This is a genomic window from Pseudomonas sp. GL-B-19, assembly GCF_019956415.1.
Classification (GTDB): Bacteria; Pseudomonadota; Gammaproteobacteria; order Pseudomonadales; family Pseudomonadaceae; genus Aquipseudomonas.
The window spans coordinates 75,273-95,308 of the sequence record NZ_JAHBDK010000016.1 but is presented as its reverse complement, the minus strand read 5'-3'; the positions used below and the strand labels follow the sequence as shown (position 1 = coordinate 95,308).

18 protein-coding genes are annotated in these 20,036 nt (G+C 58.5%); 5 read left to right on the top strand and 13 right to left on the bottom strand.

The window, feature by feature from the left end; translation table 11 throughout:
- Positions 1-7: 7 nt before the first annotated feature.
- The 3 genes from guaA to tadA all read left to right on the top strand — a co-directional run bounded on the left by guaA (position 8) and on the right by tadA (position 3,673).
- Positions 8-1,585, top strand: coding sequence for a glutamine-hydrolyzing GMP synthase (gene guaA, locus KGB06_RS04650; RefSeq protein ID WP_223512161.1), 1,578 nt, complete (start codon positions 8-10; stop codon positions 1,583-1,585).
- A 214-nt stretch (positions 1,586-1,799) separates the two neighbouring features.
- Positions 1,800-3,176, top strand: a complete 1,377-nt coding sequence (locus tag KGB06_RS04645) for a multicopper oxidase family protein (RefSeq protein ID WP_223512159.1) — start codon at positions 1,800-1,802, stop codon at positions 3,174-3,176.
- The gene (gene tadA / locus KGB06_RS04640; protein WP_223512157.1) at positions 3,176-3,673 is read left to right on the top strand and encodes a tRNA adenosine(34) deaminase TadA; all 498 of its coding nucleotides are present in this window, start codon (positions 3,176-3,178) and stop codon (positions 3,671-3,673) included. Before KGB06_RS04645 ends, tadA begins: the two co-directional genes overlap by 1 nt.
- Positions 3,674-3,798: 125 nt before the next feature.
- Here tadA and cmoB read toward each other — a convergent pair whose 3' ends face one another.
- The 11 genes from cmoB to KGB06_RS04585 all read right to left on the bottom strand — a co-directional run bounded on the left by cmoB (position 3,799) and on the right by KGB06_RS04585 (position 17,054).
- Entirely contained in the window at positions 3,799-4,755 is a 957-nt protein-coding gene (cmoB, locus tag KGB06_RS04635) for a tRNA 5-methoxyuridine(34)/uridine 5-oxyacetic acid(34) synthase CmoB (RefSeq protein ID WP_223512155.1), read from the bottom strand.
- Complete coding sequence (cmoA, locus tag KGB06_RS04630; protein ID WP_223512153.1) at positions 4,752-5,531, bottom strand: carboxy-S-adenosyl-L-methionine synthase CmoA; 780 nt, start codon at positions 5,529-5,531, stop codon at positions 4,752-4,754. Before cmoA ends, cmoB begins: the two co-directional genes overlap by 4 nt.
- Before the next feature lie 170 nt (positions 5,532-5,701).
- On the bottom strand, positions 5,702-6,163 hold the full coding sequence (locus tag KGB06_RS04625; RefSeq protein WP_223512152.1) for a hypothetical protein: 462 nt from the start codon (positions 6,161-6,163) through the stop codon (positions 5,702-5,704).
- A 167-nt stretch (positions 6,164-6,330) separates the two neighbouring features.
- Positions 6,331-6,966, bottom strand: a complete 636-nt coding sequence (locus KGB06_RS04620) for a lysoplasmalogenase (RefSeq protein WP_223512151.1) — start codon at positions 6,964-6,966, stop codon at positions 6,331-6,333.
- A gap of 2 nt (positions 6,967-6,968) precedes the next feature.
- A complete protein-coding gene (locus KGB06_RS04615) occupies positions 6,969-7,361 on the bottom strand; it encodes a protease inhibitor I42 family protein (protein ID WP_223512150.1) in 393 nt (130 codons plus the stop codon).
- 135 nt (positions 7,362-7,496) lie between these two features.
- Positions 7,497-7,925, bottom strand: a complete 429-nt coding sequence (locus KGB06_RS04610) for a hypothetical protein (RefSeq protein WP_223512149.1) — start codon at positions 7,923-7,925, stop codon at positions 7,497-7,499.
- A 173-nt stretch (positions 7,926-8,098) separates the two neighbouring features.
- On the bottom strand, positions 8,099-10,516 hold the full coding sequence (gene lon / locus KGB06_RS04605) for an endopeptidase La (protein ID WP_223512148.1): 2,418 nt from the start codon (positions 10,514-10,516) through the stop codon (positions 8,099-8,101).
- Between the two features lie 691 nt (positions 10,517-11,207).
- The gene (locus KGB06_RS04600) at positions 11,208-11,585 is read right to left on the bottom strand and encodes a DUF6124 family protein (protein ID WP_223512145.1); all 378 of its coding nucleotides are present in this window, start codon (positions 11,583-11,585) and stop codon (positions 11,208-11,210) included.
- 557 nt (positions 11,586-12,142) lie between these two features.
- Complete coding sequence (locus KGB06_RS04595; protein WP_223512143.1) at positions 12,143-12,520, bottom strand: DUF6124 family protein; 378 nt, start codon at positions 12,518-12,520, stop codon at positions 12,143-12,145.
- 538 nt (positions 12,521-13,058) lie between these two features.
- A complete protein-coding gene (locus KGB06_RS04590; protein ID WP_223512141.1) occupies positions 13,059-15,470 on the bottom strand; it encodes a glucose/quinate/shikimate family membrane-bound PQQ-dependent dehydrogenase in 2,412 nt (803 codons plus the stop codon).
- A gap of 201 nt (positions 15,471-15,671) precedes the next feature.
- Complete coding sequence (locus tag KGB06_RS04585) at positions 15,672-17,054, bottom strand: carbohydrate porin (RefSeq protein WP_223512140.1); 1,383 nt, start codon at positions 17,052-17,054, stop codon at positions 15,672-15,674.
- 284 nt (positions 17,055-17,338) lie between these two features.
- On the opposite strand from KGB06_RS04585, the gene KGB06_RS04580 reads away from it, so the two are divergent.
- On the top strand, positions 17,339-17,569 hold the full coding sequence (locus KGB06_RS04580) for a VF530 family DNA-binding protein (RefSeq protein WP_162438744.1): 231 nt from the start codon (positions 17,339-17,341) through the stop codon (positions 17,567-17,569).
- 2 nt (positions 17,570-17,571) lie between these two features.
- Positions 17,572-18,228 (top strand): Pr6Pr family membrane protein, encoded by a 657-nt coding sequence (locus KGB06_RS04575; RefSeq protein WP_223512139.1) that lies wholly within the window; start codon positions 17,572-17,574, stop codon positions 18,226-18,228.
- Positions 18,229-18,324: 96 nt separating this feature from the next.
- Here KGB06_RS04575 and KGB06_RS04570 read toward each other — a convergent pair whose 3' ends face one another.
- Both KGB06_RS04570 and KGB06_RS04565 read right to left on the bottom strand, forming a co-directional pair.
- Positions 18,325-19,110 (bottom strand): siderophore-interacting protein, encoded by a 786-nt coding sequence (locus tag KGB06_RS04570; RefSeq protein WP_223512138.1) that lies wholly within the window; start codon positions 19,108-19,110, stop codon positions 18,325-18,327.
- Positions 19,107-19,685: a PadR family transcriptional regulator gene (locus KGB06_RS04565; protein ID WP_223512137.1), complete on the bottom strand. Its 579-nt coding sequence runs from the start codon at positions 19,683-19,685 to the stop codon at positions 19,107-19,109. The genes KGB06_RS04570 and KGB06_RS04565 overlap by 4 nt, the downstream gene beginning before the upstream one ends.
- Between the last annotated feature and the right edge of the window lie 351 nt (positions 19,686-20,036).

Below are 20,036 nucleotides of genomic sequence, written 5' to 3'. Positions count from 1 at the left end.
TGACTTCATGGCCCTCGACATTCACGCTCACCGCATCCTGATCCTCGACTTCGGTTCCCAGTACACCCAGCTGATCGCTCGCCGCGTGCGTGAAATCGGCGTGTACTGCGAACTGCATCCGTTCGACATGGACGACGAAGCGATTCGCGAATTCGCGCCAAAAGGCGTCATTCTCGCCGGCGGCCCCGAGTCCGTGCACGTCGCCGACAGCCCGCGCTGCCCGCAAGCGGTGTTTGACCTGGGGATACCGGTCTTCGGTATCTGCTACGGCATGCAGACCATGGCTGAACAGCTGGGTGGCAAGGTCGAAGGTTCCGAGCTGCGTGAGTTCGGTTACGCTCGCGTTGACGTGGTCGGCAAGAGCCGCCTGCTCGACGGCATCGAAGACCACATCGACGCCGACGGCCTGTTCGGCCTCGACGTGTGGATGAGCCACGGTGACAAAGTCACCAAAATGCCGCAGGAATTCCACATCCTGGCCAGCACCCCGAGCTGCCCGATTGCCGGCATGTTCGACGACGCTCGCGGTTACTACGGCGTGCAGTTCCACCCGGAAGTGACCCACACCAAGCAGGGTGGACGCATCCTGTCGCGCTTCATCCTCGACATCTGCGGCTGTGAAGCCCTGTGGACGCCTTCGAAGATTGCTGAAGACGCCATTGCCAACATTCGCGCCCAGGTCGGCAGCGACAACGTACTACTCGGCCTGTCCGGTGGTGTGGATTCCTCGGTGGTTGCCGCGCTGCTGCACAAAGCCATCGGCGACCAACTGACCTGCGTATTCGTCGACAACGGCCTGCTGCGTCTGCACGAAGGCGAGCAAGTGATGGCCATGTTCGCCGAGAACATGGGCGTCAAAGTGATCCGCGCCAACGCTGAAGATCAGTTCCTGGACAACCTGGCCGGCGAGTCCGATCCGGAGAAGAAACGCAAGATCATCGGCCGTACCTTCATCGACGTGTTTGATGCCCAGTCCAACAAACTGGACAACATCAAGTACCTCGCTCAAGGCACTATCTACCCGGACGTGATCGAGTCGGCTGGCGCCAAAAGCGGCAAGGCTCATGTGATCAAGTCGCACCACAACGTGGGTGGCCTGCCGGAAGAAATGAACCTCAAGCTGGTTGAACCCCTGCGCGAGCTGTTCAAGGACGAAGTCCGTCGTCTGGGCCTCGAACTGGGCCTGCCGTACGACATGGTCTACCGTCATCCGTTCCCGGGCCCGGGTCTGGGTGTGCGCATCCTCGGTGAAGTGAAGAAGGAATACGCCGACCTGCTGCGTCGTGCCGACCACATCTTCATCGAAGAACTGCGCAAGGCCGACTGGTACCACAAGGTCAGCCAGGCATTCGTGGTGTTCCAGCCAGTGAAATCGGTTGGCGTGGTGGGCGATGGCCGTCGTTACGCTTGGGTTGTTGCCCTGCGTGCCGTAGAAACCATCGACTTCATGACCGCACGTTGGGCACACCTGCCTTACGAGCTGCTGGAAACCGTCAGCGGCCGCATCATCAACGAAATCGAAGGCATCTCCCGCGTTACTTACGACGTGTCGAGCAAGCCGCCGGCGACGATTGAGTGGGAATGATCCCGCGCAAACCTTGAAGGTTTGATCGCAGGTTGCAATAAAGGCCGTGTGAACACTGTTCACACGGCCTTTTGCGTTTTATCCACAGGGGCAAATCCGCAGGCCTGCGTCTGCGCGTCACGGTCGCTTTGCTGTTTCTTTCACAACTGCGGGTGTATCGTATTCGCCTTTTGCGGGCCTGGGCCTGCCGCTTTCATGTGAGGTAGTTGAGTTCATGTCCTTTACCCGTCGACAAATACTCGGTGGTCTGGCCGGTCTTGTGGTGGTTGGCGTGGGGGCTGGTGGCGCGTCGCGTTACTGGCTGGGCAAGATGGCCGATGCTGATGCGGGCCACGACTATGAGTTGATTGCGGCGCCGCTGGACGTCGAGCTGGTTGCGGGTCACACCACCCAGGCCTGGGCATTTGGCCCGTCGGCGCCGGGCACTGAATTGCGCGCCCGTCAGGGCGACTGGTTGCGGGTGCGGTTTATCAACCACCTGCCGGTAGCGACCACCATTCACTGGCACGGCATCCGCCTGCCGCTGGAGATGGACGGCGTGCCGTATGTCTCGCAACTGCCGGTATTGCCGGGTGAGTATTTCGACTACAAGTTCCGTGTGCCTGACGCCGGCAGCTACTGGTATCACCCGCATGTAAACAGCAGTGAAGAGCTGGGTCGCGGGCTGGTTGGCCCGCTTATTATCGAAGAGCGCGAACCTACCGGTTTCAAGTATGAAAAAACCCTGAGCCTGAAGAGCTGGCACGTCGATGAAGAAGGTGCGTTCGTCGCGTTCAGCATTCCTCGCGAAGCCGCGCGCGGCGGTACGGCGGGACGTTTGTCGACCATCAATGGCGTCTCGCAAGCGGTGATCGACTTGCCCGCCGGGCAGATCACTCGTGTTCGCTTGCTCAACCTCGATAACACGTTGACCTATCGCTTGAACATTCCTGGCGTCGAAGCGCAGATATACGCACTGGACGGCAACCCCATCGAGCCGCGCCCGCTGGGCAAGGAATACTGGCTCGGCCCGGGTATGCGTATCTGTCTGGCAATCAAGGCACCGCCGGCCGGTGAAGAATTATCCCTGCGCAACGGTCCGGTACGCTTGGGTACGTTCCGTTCGGTGGCAAATAGCGATGCACTGACCGAATGGCCGCCTGCGCTGCCCGCCAACCCGGTGGCTGAGCCGGACCTGGCCAATGCCGAGAAACTCAACTTCAATTTCGAGTGGGTCGGTTCTGTGTCGGTCAACGTCGAAAACGGTAAACCGCCGAGCCTGTGGCAAATCAACGGCAAGGCGTGGGACATCACGGACAAGACCTGCGCAGACCGGCCGATTGCCAAGCTTGAGAAGGGCAAGAGCTACATTTTCGAATTGAAGAACATGACTCAGTATCAACACCCAATTCACCTGCATGGCATGAGTTTCAAGGTCATCGCCTCGAACCGGCACAAGGTCATTCCGTACTTCACCGACACGTATCTGTTGGGCAAGAACGAGCGTGCGCAAGTGGCGCTGGTGGCGGATAACCCGGGCATCTGGATGTTCCATTGCCATGTGATCGATCACATGGAAACCGGCCTGATGGCCGCCATCGAGGTGGCGTGATGCGTCAGATTCGTCCAACCGCCATCATCGACCGCAGCCGTGATCGCGACTTCATGCGTGAAGCCCTGGCCTTGGCGGCTCAAGGTGCCGCGCTTGGCGAAGTGCCGGTGGGCGCGGTGCTGGTGCAGGACGGTGAAATCATTGGTCGCGGCTTCAATTGCCCGATCAGCGGCAACGATCCGAGTGCGCATGCCGAGATGGTCGCGATTCGCGCCGCGTCCTTGGCCGTGAGCAACTATCGCCTGCCGGGCAGCACGCTGTACGTGACACTGGAGCCGTGCAGCATGTGCGCAGGTTTGATCGTGCATTCGCGGATTGCGCGGGTGGTGTATGGCGCGCTGGAGCCCAAGGCCGGGATTGTGCAGAGTCAGGGGCAGTTCTTCACCCAGGGCTTTTTGAATCACCGGGTGTTGTTTGAAGGCGGGGTGTTGGCGGAAGAATGCGGGGCAGTGCTCAGCGAGTTCTTCAAGGCGAGACGCGCAAAACCCACTGAATAAACACAATGCCCAATGTAGGAGTGAGCCTGCTCGCGATAGCGGTCTGACAGTCACATCAATATTGACTGTCAGACCGCTATCGCGAGCAGGCTCACTCCTACAGGGTTATGCGGTGTTTGATAGATTTACTTACGGGCAACAATCACCGCACGCATCGGCGCCGGCAGTCCTTCAATCGTCTTGCTGTGATCGTCCGGATCAAGGAAGTCACTCAACGATTGATATTTCATCCACTCCGTCCCGTGCTGTTCTTCGACCGTGGTCACGCTCACGTCAACGCAGCGCACATCCGTAAACCCGGCACGCCGCAACCACAGCTCCAGCGCCGGCACCGACGGCAGGAACCACACGTTGCGCATCTGCGCGTAACGGTCTTCCGGCACCAGCACCTGTTGTTGATCGCCCTCGATCACCAGCGTCTCCAGCACCAACTCGCCACCTTTGACCAGGCAATCTTTCAGCGCCAGCAAATGCTCGATCGGCGAACGACGGTGATAGAACACGCCCATGGAAAACACCGTATCAAAGCCTTCCAGCTCCGGCGGCAGGTCTTCGAATGGGAATGGCAGGTGCCAGGCATTAGGTTCGGACAGGTAACGCTGCACCGCCTGGAACTGGCAGAAAAACAACCAGTTTGGGTCAACGCCGATCACGCTGTCGGCCCCGGCACCGAGCATGCGCCACATGTAATAGCCATTGCCGCAACCGACATCGAGGATGCGTTTGCCCTTCAGATCCAGGTGCGGGGCGACGCGCGACCATTTCCAGTCCGAACGCCATTCGGTGTCGACATGTACACCAAACAGATCAAACGGCCCTTTGCGCCATGGCGACAAACCCATCAGCGCGGTACGCATCTGCGCGCGGGTTTCGTCGTCGCACTCGGTGTCCAGCATCAGGCCATTGAGCAAGTCGACGTCGCTCGGCTGAATCTTCGGCAATGCATCCAGCGCACTTTGCCAGCGCTCAAGGTCGCCGTGACCTTTCTCCATTTTCTTGTCGAGTTGCGCTTGCAGAGTGTTGGCCCAGTCGGCCAGCGGTGTACCGGCCAGACGGCGGGCGAGGGGGGACAGATCAATCATGGCAAGGCAATCAACGAGGCAAAGTTAAGACACTGGAACCACGGCACGACTTTCGAGAACCCGGCGGCCAACAGGCGTTCGCGGTGTTCTTCGAGGCTGTCGGGCTTCATGACATTTTCGATGGCGCTGCGCTTCTGGGCGATTTCCAGTTCGCTGTAGCCGTTGGCGCGTTTGAAGGCGACGTGCAGGTCGGTGAGCAGCGCGTGTTCTTCGAGGTCGTTGAAGCGCAGCTTCTCCGACAGAATCAGCGCGCCACCGGGCAACAGCGACTGGCGGATGCGCGAGAGCAACGCCGTGCGCTGGTCCGGGGCGATGAATTGCAGGGTGAAGTTCAGCGCCACCACCGAGGCTGGCTGGAAGTCGAGGGCGAGGATGTCGCCTTCGATCACCTCCACCGGCAGCAACTCCTGGAACATCGAGTCCTGACCGTTGAGGTATTCGCGGCAGCGTTCGACCATCGCCGCCGAGTTATCCACAGCGATGACGCGGCAACCGTCGGTGCGCACGTGACGGCGCAAGGCCTGGGTCACGGCGCCCAACGACGAACCGAGGTCGTAGAGCACGCTGTTGGGCTGGGCGAATTGCGCGGCGAGCACGCCGAGGTTTTCCACGATGGTCGGATAACCCGGCACCGAGCGCTTGATCATGTCCGGGAACACCCGCACCACGTCCTCGTTAAAGGCGAAGTCAGGCACCTGGGCCAAAGGCTGGGCGAAAAGGCGATCGGGTTCTTTGCTCACGGCGGTTCCAGCGGCGTTGGTGGAAAAGGCCGGCATTTTAGCCAAATTGACGGGGGGATGCGCGGGTTGTCTGATAAAGCGTGTCGTTGACCATGGGAAAACGATATCGCCCGCACTGAGAAATTGAAGGCAGGGAGGCATGTCAGGTTCAGAACGGTTGACTCCGACATTTTGGAGTCAGCCGTTCAGGGGTGAATAACGTATTCTTACAGCGAATAAACGATAACCTTGGAGTTGGAATGCCCTTTAAGCGTAAGTTTTTCGTCGTATTTGTTTTTTACAGTCAGGTCTAACGTAAAGTTGTAGCTTAAATGATTAACTTTTTTGGTGACAGTAGCTGTTACAGAGCCTGAAATGGCAGGGTAGTCGATTCCGTGAGTTAAGCCGGATACTGAAGAGTACTCGGTATACTGGATTTTAAAAAAAGGTGAGTCGCTTGCACCGATCAAGTAGGTTCCATCTTTGATCTCGTCTTTGAACTCAATCCATAGGAGTTTTCTGTTTTGAATGCTTTCAAAGTTTGCGCGGGTTATCAGGATGGTTTTTTGACCGTCAGAGAGGTATTGCGTGGCCTGACTTTTAAATTCTACCCGATCTGGAATTGCTAGTTTCGTTTCGGCGCTGACATACACCTCCAAATCCAATGCGCTCTTTTCTATATCGCTCATACTGATACTTCCATTCAAGTGAGTAGTAGATTTACGCACTTGAAGAGTAAGACACGCTTTGCTATGTAGGCTACTGTCAGATCTGACAGGTTTTTATGCTGTTTCGCTCTAGTTAAAGATTTCTATACGCATAAAATTAATCTGCAAAAATCAGCCAGGCAAAGAAATCAGCGCACCCTTTGGGAAAACGCTGATGCCGTAATCCCCCATTGCCCCAGCCAATAACTGAGGATGATCACATAGGGCGCTGCGTCGAATGGTGCGACAAAACGGCTGATGCCAATCACGCTGTCGGAAAACACAAACGCCACCGCACCTGCCGCAGCCAGCAGCGCCGAGCGTTTGGGGACTTCAGTGCCCAGCCGAGCCAGTGCCCGCCAGAGCATGGCACTGATGGCCAAGCCGTAAACAATCACCGGGATCAGCAATGGACCGAGGCCGTGAGAGATCAAAATCCCCAACAACACAGCGCCGACACCCAACGCAATCACCAATGGCAACACCGCCAAACGCCGGCAATCGCTCAAATAGGCTTTGAGATAAGCCAGATGCGCGACCAGAAACGCGCCAAGGCCAAACACAAACAAATCCCCCGGCCATGCCAGCAACACATCGCCGAGCAGCGAGAAAATCAGGCCAAGGCTGATCCAGCGGCGATAGTCGCCGGGCGGCGCGTCATGCAGCCAACCGAGCAAGGCCAGCACTGGCATCGGTTTGACCAGCAGGCAGAGCAACGTTGCATGCATGCTCACGCCATACAGAAAGGTCACCGCGCCCATCAGCGCCAGAATGAGCCAGCCCACGATCAGTTAACCGAGATCGCGCAATCGAAAGTTTCCACCGGTAATACCTCCGGGGCCCAGGGTTGTTGTGATGTCAGGCGCAAGCGCCCGGTGCCGGCGGTGAACGCCTGAAAGCGCCAGGTCGAGAGGCCGGCGCTGCCGACGATTCCGGCGTCTTCCGGGTTGCTATACACCTCGGGGCTGAGCGCATGCAGCACACCACCGGCCGAATCCTGAATCGCCCAGCGGTAACCCGTCGACGGGTTGCTAGGCAGGGTCAGGATCAGGTTTTGTCCGCTGTTCAATTTCACCGGGCATTGGCTTTGTTTTACCACGGTCACGTTCTGTTTCGGTTGCGTGGCGCAGGCGGCCAGCAAGGACAGGGCGAAGAGAACAAACAGGCGGGTGGGGGACATGGGGTCAGTGGCTCCGGCGTTCACGACGAACGGTGAGCATAACTCAAGTGGCTTCGGATGCTAATTGGCACAGCGTCAAAAGTCGCACCGACGACTTGCCTTGGTCGTCGGCAGGTTCAGCCATTTTTTAACTTGTCAGGGAATTTGAATACCGAAAAAGCTTTTAATAAGTAACGATTCTTGATCGACCAAAAATCTAATATTCAGGTGGCCGTAATAAAGTTTTTTTATCGGATCGAGACATATCGTTATCTCGCCGTCTTGTGGGGTGGCGTCAAAGTATTGATTGTCTTTCCTGCCGTGATAACCAATTTTGATGCGTTCTTTCTCCAGTGGGTAGTTGTAGCGTCCATTCGCAGGCAAATCCTGTTGTCCGTTACCCGGAATGCCATCCACAATATCTATCGTAAAATCAAAACCGGTATCGCCCTGCCAGTGTGAGCCTTGCAGCATGACAACGTTGCCGTAGATGGTTCCATACAGTTTGCTGGCTAGAACAATTTCATTGTTGATGTCCAAGTGCCAAAGGCCAGTGGCCGCCTGTTGAACGGGTGGGTTTTTCATTGCCTGCTCCGGATTTAGAATTGTGAATGTCTAGTCCGGTTAATCTAGGGAAGTGTTGACGGCAGCGTCCACTGTCATAAATAACAGTGTTCAATATCGTTTCTCTATAGGGGGGCGTTATTTAAAGCATAAAGCGAACGCTGCCAATCGAGATTGGCAGCGTATTAGTCAGGTCAGAACAATATCTTCGCCACATCCGCAAAACGCTTGGCGAAATGCACGGTGATCCCTTCCTTCAGATAGTCCGGCAGTTCTTCAAAGCTGCCACGGTTAGGCTCCGGCAAAATCAACTCGAAAATCTTCTGCCGCCGCGCTGCAATCACCTTCTCGCGCACCCCGCCAATCGGCAGGACATGCCCGGTCAGCGTCAGTTCGCCGGTCATGGCCACGCCTTTTTTCGGCGGCTGGTTACGCGCGAGCGAGAGCAGGGCGCTGGCCATGGTCACGCCGGCGCTCGGGCCGTCTTTCGGGGTGGCGCCTTCCGGGACGTGCAGGTGGACGAAAGCCTCGTCGAAGAACTTCGGATCACCGCCAAACGACTTCAGGTTGGAGCTGACGTAGCTGTAGGCGATTTCCGCCGACTCTTTCATCACGTCGCCCAGCTGCCCGGTGAGTTTGAAGCCACGGTTCAGCGTATGGATCCGCGTGGCTTCAATCGGCAAGGTCGCGCCGCCCATGCTGGTCCAGGCCAGACCGGTGATTACGCCAGTGCCGGACAGCACTTGCTCGTTACGGAACACCGGGTGACCGAGTGAGGCTTCGAGGTCTTTGGGCCCGAGTTTGATAACCGCTTTCGGTTCGTCGATCAACTTCACCACGGCTTTGCGCACCAGTTTTCCCAGTTGTTTTTCCAACTGGCGAACCCCGGCTTCACGGGCGTACCCGTCGATCAAGGCTTTGAGGGCGCTGTCGCTGATGCTCAGGCTGCCTTTGGACACGCCGGCCTTTTCCAGTTGCTTGGGCCACAGGTGGCGTTTGGCGATGGCGATTTTTTCTTCGGTGATGTAACCCGACAGGCGAATCACTTCCATGCGGTCCAGCAACGGGCCGGGGATTGAGTCCAGGGTGTTGGCGGTGCACACGAACAGCACTTTCGACAGGTCCAGACGCAGGTCCAGGTAGTGGTCGAGGAATTCGACGTTCTGTTCCGGGTCCAGCGTTTCCAGCAGCGCCGAGGCTGGATCGCCCTGGTAGCTTTGGCCCATCTTGTCGATCTCGTCGAGCATGATCACCGGGTTCATCACTTCGACGTCTTTCAACGCCTGCACCAGTTTCCCCGGTTGCGCGCCGATGTACGTGCGGCGATGGCCCTTGATCTCGGCTTCGTCTCGCATGCCGCCGAGGCTGAAGCGGTAGAAAGGCCGGCCAAGGGATTCGGCGATGGACTTGCCGACGCTGGTTTTACCCACGCCCGGCGGGCCGACCAGCAGCACGATGGAGCCGCTGATCTCGCCTTTGTAAGCGCCGACAGCGAGGAATTCGAGGATGCGGTCCTTGATGTCGTCGAGGCCGGCGTGGTGTTTGTCCAGCACCTTGCGCGCGTGTTTGAGGTCGAGTTTGTCCTCGCCGTACACGCCCCACGGCACCGAGGTTGCCCAGTCGAGGTAGTTGCGGGTGACCGCGTACTCGGGCGAGCCGGTTTCCAGGATCGACAGCTTGTTCATTTCCTCTTCGATGCGTTTCTGCGCCTGCGCAGAGAGCACTTTGCCGGTCAGGCGTTGCTCGAACTGCTCAATGTCGGCGCTGCGGTCGTCCTTGGTCAGGCCCAGCTCCTGCTGAATGACCTTGAGTTGTTCCTTGAGGAAGAATTCACGCTGATGCTCGCCGATCTTGCGATTAACTTCCGCGGAAATCTCTTTTTGCAGGCGTGCGACTTCGACTTCCTTGCGCAGCATCGGCAGGACTTTTTCCATGCGCTTGAGCATCGGCACACAGTCGAGCACTTCTTGCAGCTCGCTGCCGGTGGCCGAGGTCAGGGCGGCGGCGAAATCGGTCAGCGGCGACGGATCGTTGGGGCTGAAGCGGTTGAGGTAGTTTTTCAGCTCTTCGCTGTACAGCGGGTTGAGCGGCAGCAGTTCCTTGATCGCGTTGATCAGCGCCATGCCGTAAGCCTTGACCTCGTCGGTCGGCTCGGTCGGCTGGTGCGGGTATTCGACTTCCACCAGGTACGGCGGGCGGTGGTGCTTGAGCCAGGTTTTGATGCGCACCCGGGTCAGGCCCTGGGCGACGAATTGCAGTTTGCCGTTTTCACGACTGGCGTGGTGCACCTTGACCAGCGTGCCGTACTCCGGCAGTGCGCTGGTGTTGAAGTGGCGCGGGTCTTCCTGGGGGGCGTCCATGTAGAACAGGGCCAGGGAGTGGTGATCGGCTTTGCTGACCAGGTCCAGTGTCTCGGCCCACGGTTCTTCATTGACGATGACCGGCAGCACTTGGGCCGGGAAGAACGGGCGGTTGTGGATCGGGATGATGTAGACCTTGTCCGGCAGGTTCTGGCCGGGCAGGGCGAGGCCTTTGCCGGTGGTGTGGTGTTCGATTTGCTCGGCTTCGTCGTACTCGTTTGGGTCTTCGGGGAATTCTTGCTGGTCGCTCATGGGGCACCTGCGCATTGGGTATGGGTGTTAGATGGGGCAGGTGGGGGGTGGTTTCAATGGTTCGGGATATTTCAGAGTGTGTGTTCAGGGTTTGGACAGGTGCTTTTGACTTGGCGGCCTACGGGCCGACCATGTTGTTGGTTTTGGTGTATATATCCGTTTCTGCGGTAACGGCCACTTAGGGTTTCGCCCTTACGGCGCCTCACTTTTTTTTCAAACGCCAAAAAAAAGTAAGCAAAAAAAGGCTCGCCCCGAGCGTCCGGCCCCTCGCTAAGGCTCGGCGTTCCTTCGCTCCGGTATCCATCCGGGGACACTGCCCTCCGGTCGGCTTCGCTTCGACCTACATGCAGCGTGTTCGACTGCGTCGAACGGCGCTACGCGCCACTCCCCGGATGAACACCTCCACTCAGCCTCCCGAAGGGGCGGGTGGATCAAGATCAAAAGCTGCAGGCGAGCTAACGCTCGGCCTGATGAGTGGTGAAGAGCAAAGGCGGTACGCCGATCTACTGTAGGAGCTGGCTTGCCAGCGAAGGCGGCCTGAAAGCCGACCAATCTCTGGCGGACGGACACGATCCAATTGTGGGAGCGAGCCTGCTCGCGAATGCGGTATGACATTCAGTGTTGATGTCGACTGACACACCGCTATCGCGAGCAGGCTCACTCCCACAAGGGATTTGGTCCATCAGGGGGATTAGCGGTGTGGCGCGGTTTTGGGTAGTTCGAGGTTGTCGAGCATCCGGTTCGCCGCCAACTCGGCGAGCATGACGATTTGCTGGATTGCCATCGCGGTGTTGCGATGCGGGCCTTCCAAATAGCCGGCAAAATCGCTGGCCATCACACTGGCCTGGGCCAGGGACTCACAGGTGTGGGCCAACAGGTCTTCGTCTTTGAGATCTGGTGCGAGCATGAACATCGTGCTGGGTTTGCGGGTGGGCGGTGATTTGAGCGCAGCGGGATTGAGGTAGTGATTCAGCGCGCGCTCGGCGGCTTCGTTGAGTTTTTTGGAATCGACGGATTCGTAGGGGGAAACGTCGTCGGTTTCGGGGGGATTCGGTGTTTCTTTGATCATGGTGAAGCTCCATTCGAAGATAGGGAGTTCGCCACGACTGCGACCAAGCAGTTGGGTGGCGAACCGTACGCAGGTTGGTCGACCAGGGAATGGAACCCGGCAGGGCCGAAGCCCTCCCACGCACAGCTCGCCATGAAGCAAGCACGAAAAGTGCGCCATTCTAAACCTGGGCGACCAAACCCGGTCGCTGAATTTGCAGCGACGGGCAAAGCCTATCTCCCGGCCTTCCGACACGACAACCGACAGTACCTGTCGGAATCCTCCCCAAAAACCGCCACGGCTGTAGGATCAGCGCAAAATTTTCAGACTGATCTCAATCGAAATGTGGGAGCGGGCCTGCCCGCGAAGGCTGTTTAACATTCAACATGAATGCTGGCTGGCACACCGCTTTCGCGAGCAAGTCGAATCGTCGCACCGCCGCTCCCACATTTGTTCAGTGGTGTGGCGAATATGGCGGCCACAAAAAAGGTGAGGCTTGCCTGCGAAGGCGCCCTGACAGCCGACCAATCTCTGGCGGACGGATCCGCTCCAACAGGGGATTGGCTTCTGCTGGGGGATTAGCGGTGTGGCGCGGTTTTGGGTAGTTCGAGGTTGTCGAGCATCCGGTTCGCCGCCAACTCGGCGAGCATGACGATTTGCTGGATTGCCATCGCGGTGTTGCGATGCGGGCCCTCCAGATAGCCGGCAAAATCGCTGGTCATCACACTGGCCTGGGCCAGGGACTCACAGGTATGGGCCAACAGGTCTTTGTCTTTGAGGTCCGGTGCAATCATAAACATCGTGCTGGGTTTGCGGGTGGGCGGTGATTTCAGCGCAGCGGGATTGAGGTAGTGATTCAGCGCGCGCTCGGCGGCTTCGTTGAGTTTTTTGGAATCGACGGATTCGTAGGGGGAAACGTCGTCGGTTTCGGGGGGATTTGGTGTTTCTTTGATCATGGTGAAGCTCCAAGTAAGTAATGGAGCTGCCACTAATCGCCGCGAAGCGATGGAAGGTGGCAGCTGTGCGCGGGTTCGCGGACCGGAGCTACTTGGAAACCCGGCATACCCGAAGGTATCCCGCGCACAGCCACCATAAAACCAATCGACAAACTACGAGTGAGAGTCGGTTGAGGGCGGTGATTATGCACCAAGTAAGCTAACTCGGGCCGCGATGCCCGGTCGCTGAATTTGCAGCGACGGGCAAAGCCTATCCCCATGGCTTCCGACACAACAACCGACACAACCTGTCGGAATCCTCCTCGAAAATCGCCCCGGCTGTAGGACCTCCACAGATTTTCCAGACCTCCCCCGGTCAAATTGTAGGAGTGAGCCTGCTCGCGATGGCTGTTTAACATTCAACATCAATGTGCCTGACACACCGTCATCGCGAGCAGGCTCACTCCTACAATTTGATCAGTGGGGTGACAAAAATCGCGACCACAAAAAAAGGCGACCCCCTCGCAGGAGTCGCCTTTCCATTAACCGCCGCTAAAACCTATTCCGGCAGTTTGTACGCAATCACATAGTCACCCATCTTGGTGCCCAGCGAACCGTGACCACCCACAACCAACAGAACGTATTGCTTGCCGTCCTTGCCCGTATAGGTCATCGGTGTGGCTTGGCCACCCGCTGGCAGGCGCGATTTCCACAACTCTTTACCAGAGTTCACGTCGTACGCTCGCAGGTACTGGTCGAGGGTGCCGCTGAGGAAGCCGACGCCGCCAGCCGTTACCATCGAGCCGCCCATGCTCGGCACGCCGAGGGTGAAGCCGATCGGGATCGGCGAGCTGTCGCGGCTGGTGCCGTTTTTGCGTTTCCACACGACTTTGCCGGTGGTCAGGTCGATACCGGCGACGTAGCCCCAGGCCGGGGCCTGGCACGGTACGCCGAAGGGCGACATGAACGGGTGCATGATCACGGCGTATGGCGCGCCGGTGTTCGGTTGCACGCCAGCGGTTTCGCTCTCGCGTTTGCTGCCGGCAGCGACTTCTGCGCGTGGCACCATTTTCGAGACGAAGGCCATGTAGTTCGGGCTGGTGAACAGGATCTGGCGAACCGGGTCGACCGAGACGCCGCCCCAGTTGAACACGCCAACGTTACCCGGGTAGATCAGGCTGCCCTGCTCCGATGGCGGGGTGTACTGGCCCTCATAACGCAGTTCCTTGAACTGGATGCGGCACAGCATCTGGTCGAACGGGCTCGCGCCCCACATGGCTTTTTCGGTCAGTTCCGGGGCCAGCAGGTTGAGGTCCGAACGGGCCTGGGTCGGGGCGGTGTGGTCGCCTTTCACGGCGCCTTGCGGAACCGGGATTTCCTTGATCGGGATGATCGGTGTGCCGTCACGACGGTCGAGGACGTACAGGCTGCCCTGTTTGGTCGGGGCGATCAGCGCAGGTTTGACGCCGTCGGCGGTTTTCATGTCGAGCAGGGTTGGCTGGCTGCCAACGTCCATGTCCCACAGGTCGTGGTGGGTGAACTGGTAGTTCCAGCGTACTTTACCGGTGGCCAGGTCCAGAGCCACAACGCCGGCGCTGAATTTCTCGGCGCCTGGGGTGCGGTCGGCGCCCCATTGGTCTGGGGTCTGGTTGCCCAGTGGCAGGTAAACCATGCCGAGTTTTTCGTCGACGCTGGCCAGCGACCACATGTTCGCCGAGTTGCGGCTGTAGGTTTCGCCCGGGGCCAATGGCTCGGTGGCGTCTGGCTTGTCGCTGTCCCAGTTCCATACGAGGTGGCCGTCGCGCACGTCGAAGGCGCGGATCACGCCCGATGGCTCGTTGGTCGATTCGTTGTCGGTAACGTGACCGCCCATGATCACCAGATCACGGGTAATCGCGGCCGGCGAAGTGGAGTAGTAGCCACCGGCAGTAAACGGGCCGATGCCTTGGGTCAGGTCAACCACACCGTTTTTGCCGAAGCCTTCGCAGATCTTGCCGGTGTCGGCGTTCAACGCGATCAGGCGGGCATCGGCGGTTGGCAGGTACAGACGACGCGGGCAGGCCTGGGCAACGGCTTTGCCGGCTTCGGAGATGACGGCGGAAGCGGCGTTTTCAGACTTGGCGTACGCAGCTTCGTCGTAGTACGACACGCCACGGCAGGTCATGTGGGCGAAGCCCTTGAAGCCGACCGGGCTCTTGATCTGTGGATCGAAGCGCCACAGTTCCTTGCCGGTGTCCGGATCCAGTGCCAACACTTTGCTGTGCGCGGTGCAGGCGTAGATCATGCCGTTGGCTTTGAGCGGGGTGTTTTCGTTGGTCAACTCGACCGGGTCATCCGCGGTCGGCAGGTCGCCGGTCTGGATGCGCCAGGCTTCTTGCAGCTTGCCGACGTTGGCCGGGGTGATCTGCTTGAGTGGCGAGTAACGGTCACCGAACTCGGTGCGGCCATAAGCCTGCCAGTCGCCATCCGGCATTTGCGGCGCGGTGCTGGTGGTGTCTGCAGTGTCGCGGCCCAGTTCGCCGAACGTTTCCCCCGGGTGGGTGAACAGGCTGGCCAGTGCGGTGACGCCGGCCAGAACCACAGCCACGGTCAGGCCGCCGGTGCCCATTGGCGCAGGGCCGTTGAGCAACAGTGGACGGCGGAACCACGGCAGCAGCATCACGAAACCGAGGACAAACAACATCGCCAGGCGCGGAACCAGTTGCCACCAATCGAGACCGACTTCCCACAAGGCCCAAACGGTGCTGGCGAACAGCACCAGTGCGTACAGGCCCAAGGCGGCTCGGCGGGCGAGCATCAGCAGCACGCCGGTCAGCGCCAGGCCGATACCGGCCAGCAGGTAATACAGCGAGCCGCCGAGCATGCTCAGCTTGATCCCGCCTGCCAGCATGGCCAGGCCCATTAGCAGAAGCAGAATGCCGAGCAGGGTCGGCAATAGACGGCTTCGACTCAAAGCACCATCAGTGCTCATAGTGTGGTTCTCCGTGACGTTTCAAGTAGTCCCGCGCAAGTTCACTGTAGATGACGATCTGGCGTGGGCATGGTTCATATAAAAACTGCAATCCTTGTAGGAGCTGGCTTGCCAGCGAAGAGGGCGTATCAGTTGGCATAGATGGCGACTGACACCCCCTCTTCGCTGGCAAGCCAGCTCCTACAGGTTTTGTGGTGTCGGTTAGAACGACGACTGGATTTTGATCCCGCCAATCAGTGCGTCATCGACCTGGTCCACGCCACCGGGGTGGCGGATGTATTGCAGGTTCGGGCGTACGGTGAGCCAGTTCGTGACGTGCACGCCGTAATAGAGTTCGGCGCTGTATTCGGTGTCCTGCGGCGGCAGGAACGACGGGTCGTCGTAGTTATCAACGGCGCGCGCTTGATTGGTCGCTTCGGCGTTTTTGCGATAGGCCGGGTTGACGTGGACCCGGGCCAGGGCGAAGCCGATGTCGTCTTTGGCACGTGCATCGAACCAGCCTTTGTAGACCACACCGGCCTGGACGTAGTTGTCGATGGCATTGGTCTTCTTGTCGTGCATCGTGGCGTTGGCAAACACGTTCAAACCACGGGAGTGATCGCTGGCGATGCTGGTCACTTGCTGCTGAATAACGAGCCACTCGCCGTGCTTGCTCGATGCACTGCGATACGCCTCGCCACTCAGGGCGGCAGGCTGGCCATTGCTGTCCTTGTAGACATCGGTGGCATTGGCGCTGCTGTAGTAATAGCCGACGCGGTATTCGCCCGGCAGGTCATGAACCTTCGGCGACCACACCAGTTCCACCGGCAAAATCGCGCCTTGGGTGCCGCTGCCGCTGAGCTTGAAGCCGTTGCCGCGATCCAGGTTCGATGGGTTTTGCTCATAGGCGCCGACCTGCGCAAACAACTGCGGCGTGAGGTGATATTTGACGCGCATCGCCCACTGGCTGACGGGCCAGTTGTACCAGATGCCACCGACCCAGTTGCCGACTTGCGAGCCGCAGAACGCCAGGTTCTGGAAGTCGCAGGGGAAGCTGTTGAAGTCTTCGCCTTCACCGAAGCGACCGACCTTGATGTCGAGTTGCTGATCGAAGAATTTCTGCTGATACCACATCTGCGTCAGGCGCCAGGTCTGCCCGCGCCCCCAGACTTCCTGAGCCGAGGTAAAGCCGCCCACACGCGGATCGTTGATCCGGTCGTTGCTGATGTTATTGCCATTGCGCTCGGTGAGGGTCAGCTGAAATTCGGCGTCGTCCCAGCCGAGGATTTTCTGCAAGTCCAGGTGCGTGCCGAAGGCGAACTGGTCGCTGTAACGCGCGTTGCGGTCATGGTCGTAGCCGCCGTGCAGATTGCTGCCCGTTTCGCCGGTGTAATCGACGTTGAAGTCGTAGCCTTTTTCCGAAAGTTCGGTGCGAGTACCGTTCCAGTCGCCGAGCATCCATGGTGAATCGCTATCGAAGGCGGGAGCCGCCTGGGTGCAGGTGGCAAGGCCCACCGCGGTGAGCCCACCGATCAGGTTCAGGGCTTTTCGGCTGGTAATAGTCGTGCAGACAGCGCTGTCTCGCGAAGTTTGAAAATAAGGCATAGAGAAGAAATTCGGGGTCTTTTTCCAGGAAATAAACGGATTGCAGCAGGCGTAAAGCAGTGTGCGGAAGCGTTTCAGCTTGGCGGGCGCAAGGATAATGTTCTGTTACAAATAGAGAAAGGGCTTTTACTGACATGGATCATTTCAGATTCGGTAACAGTGTCGGGCGGCAGTCTTATCAAGGTCACCTACAGTAAGAGATAGCGCACAGAGCGCTTCCACCCGATCACACCCTCGGCTAAGGTGCGCGGCTTCCCACTCCTTACATCGCTCGAAGGCCCTGCATGACCGAACAGAACAACAACCCGCTGCATGGCGTGACGCTGGAGCAGATCCTCAACGCCCTGGTTGAACATTACGAATGGTCGGGGCTGGCCGAGCGCATTGATATCCGCTGCTTCAAGAGCGACCCGAGCATCAAGTCGAGCCTGACGTTCCTGCGTAAAACCCCGTGGGCCCGGGAAAAGGTCGAGCGCTTGTACATCAAATTGATGCGCACCAAGCGACCGGTCTGAGCATGTCGGGTTCGGCTGCGAGGCGTCGTTTTGTTGCCGTTGCGGCGCTACTGGGCTGGATGGGACTGGCCATTCAGCTGTACCTGATTCTCTATTCGCGCTGGAGTCTGGAAGCCAGTCTGATAGGTGGGCTGGTGAGCTTTTTCAGCTACTTCACGGTGCTGAGTAACACGCTGGTGGCGACGGTATTGACCTGTGAGTGGACGTCCCGCGAGTCAGCGATGCGACGCTGGTTTTTACAGCCGTGGGTCAGTAGCGCGATAGCCGTGAGCATCGCCGTGGTGGGGTTGGCGTACAGCGTTTTGTTGCGACATTTATGGCATCCCGAAGGCTGGCAGTTTCTGGCTGATGAACTGATGCACGACATCACGCCGCTGCTGTTTCTGGCGTATTGGTGGGTGTGTGTGCCCAAAGGCACGTTACGGCTGCGGCACATTGGTCTGTGGGTCATTTATCCGCTGGTGTACTTCGCGTTTGTGTTATGGCGCGGGCATGTGCTGGCGGTTTATCCCTATCCGTTTGTGGATGTCGACAAGTTGGGTTATCCACAGGTGTTTGTGAATGCGGGGGGATTGTTGGCGGGGTTTATTCTCATTGCTCTTGTGTTTATCGGGCTGGATCAGTGGCTTGGGCGTCGTGTAAATACTTCAGGTTTGTAGCGGCTGAGCTATCGTCATCGCGAGCAGGCTCGCTCCCACATTAGACCGCGATCAACTGTGGGAGCGAGCCTGCTCGCGAAGGGGCCTTGGAGCCTGTCACTCCTCTTCGCTGTCATCCAGCCGCCAATAGCCGACGGCTTTGACGAACTGCTCATTCAGGCCGTGCTCATCGAGCAATACCCGACGGATCTGCCGCGACACCTTGCTCTCGGTCGCTATCCACGCGTACAGACTGCCGCTCGGCATTTGCAGTTGCTTGACGGTGGTCAGCAGATTGTCTTTGCCCCCTTCGCGCAGTACCCAGATCACATCGACCTGTGCGGCGCTTTCCAGGCGCTGCTGTTCGGCGCCGTTCTCCACTTCCACAATCACCAGCGCACGGCGATTGGCCGCGAGGCCTTCAAGTCGACGGGCGATGGCGGGCAGGGCGGTTTCGTCGCCGATCAGCAGGTAGCTATCAAACATGTCCGGCACGATCATCGAGCCGCGTGGCCCGCCGATGTGCAGGAACTGGCCGGGCCTGGCTTGCTCGGCCCAGGTCGAGGCAGGGCCGTCGCCGTGCAACACGAAATCAATGTCCAGTTCCAGGGTGTCAAGGTCATAGCGACGTGGCGTGTAGTCACGCATCGCCGGCATCGGCCCGTTGTTTTTGCCCCCGCCGAGCACCAGGGTTTCCAGCGCCGCTTGTTCCGCCGCATTTTGCGGGAACAGCAGTTTGACGTGGTCGTCGGTGCCGAGGCTGACGAAGCCAGCCAATTCCGGCCCGCCCAAGGTGATCCGGCGCATACGCGGCGTCAGGTCGACCACGCGCAACACTTCCAGGCGCCGGCGTTTGATCTCATGCATGACACGGTGGATGGATTGCACGATCACTTCAGTCATTCGGCTTTCTCCTGAAAAGGTTGAATGGCAGGGCCGTCAACAATGGCTTTGGCAGTGTTGTTAAGCAGGTCGCGCACCCGCAGGATTTCTTCCGGGCTCCAGCGCCCATGATGCATCTGCAAGGCGTAACGCAAGTTGTGCACCGCCTCGTGGATCTCCGCCGGACGGTCATGACCGCGTAGCGATCGCTTGCTGACCTCGATGCGCAAGCGCACACCGTCTAGCGCAATGGCTTGATCGGTCAGTGATAAGCGCCCAGCGTCGGTGACGTTGTAGCGTTTTTTGCCGCCCTCGGCGTCGCCCGAAATCATTTCGCTTTCTTCAAGAAAGGTCAGGGTCGGGTAGATCACGCCGGGGCTGGGGCTGTACGCGCCGTCGAACATGCTTTCGATCTGGCGAATCAGGTCATAGCCATGGCAGGGCTGCTCGGCGATCAGCGCCAACAGCAGCAGTTTCAGGTCGCCGGGGGCGAACACTCGTGGTCCGCGTCCGCCGCGTTCACGGCCGGGGCTTGGGCGTTTTTCGACGCCGTCGCGGTTGTCGCTGTGCTCTCGATGGGAATGATGGTCTCTCATTTTGTGTCTTCTCTTGTCGCGTTTAGATACAACTTAAGATATATCTTAAGGCGAAAGCAAGGGGGCTTGACGAACGGTCGAGGGTCGAGGGTCGAGGAGGGCCTGAAGGGAATCAGCACGTGAGGATTGGACGGATAAGAAAGTCACTTTTTTAGAGTAATAAAACTAATTCTATAAGTTCCTCTACTTATCACGGGGCTTTGAGTGTGTTAGTAGTATTGATCTTACGGAAAGTTGATGGCTTGTCGTCTGTGTGTCTTTTTAGCTAGAACTGTGTGTAGTATTTATCTGAGGGCTATACAGCGTAATCAGGGCTTTTCTGTCTATTTTCCTGCTGTTCGAAAGTCATTG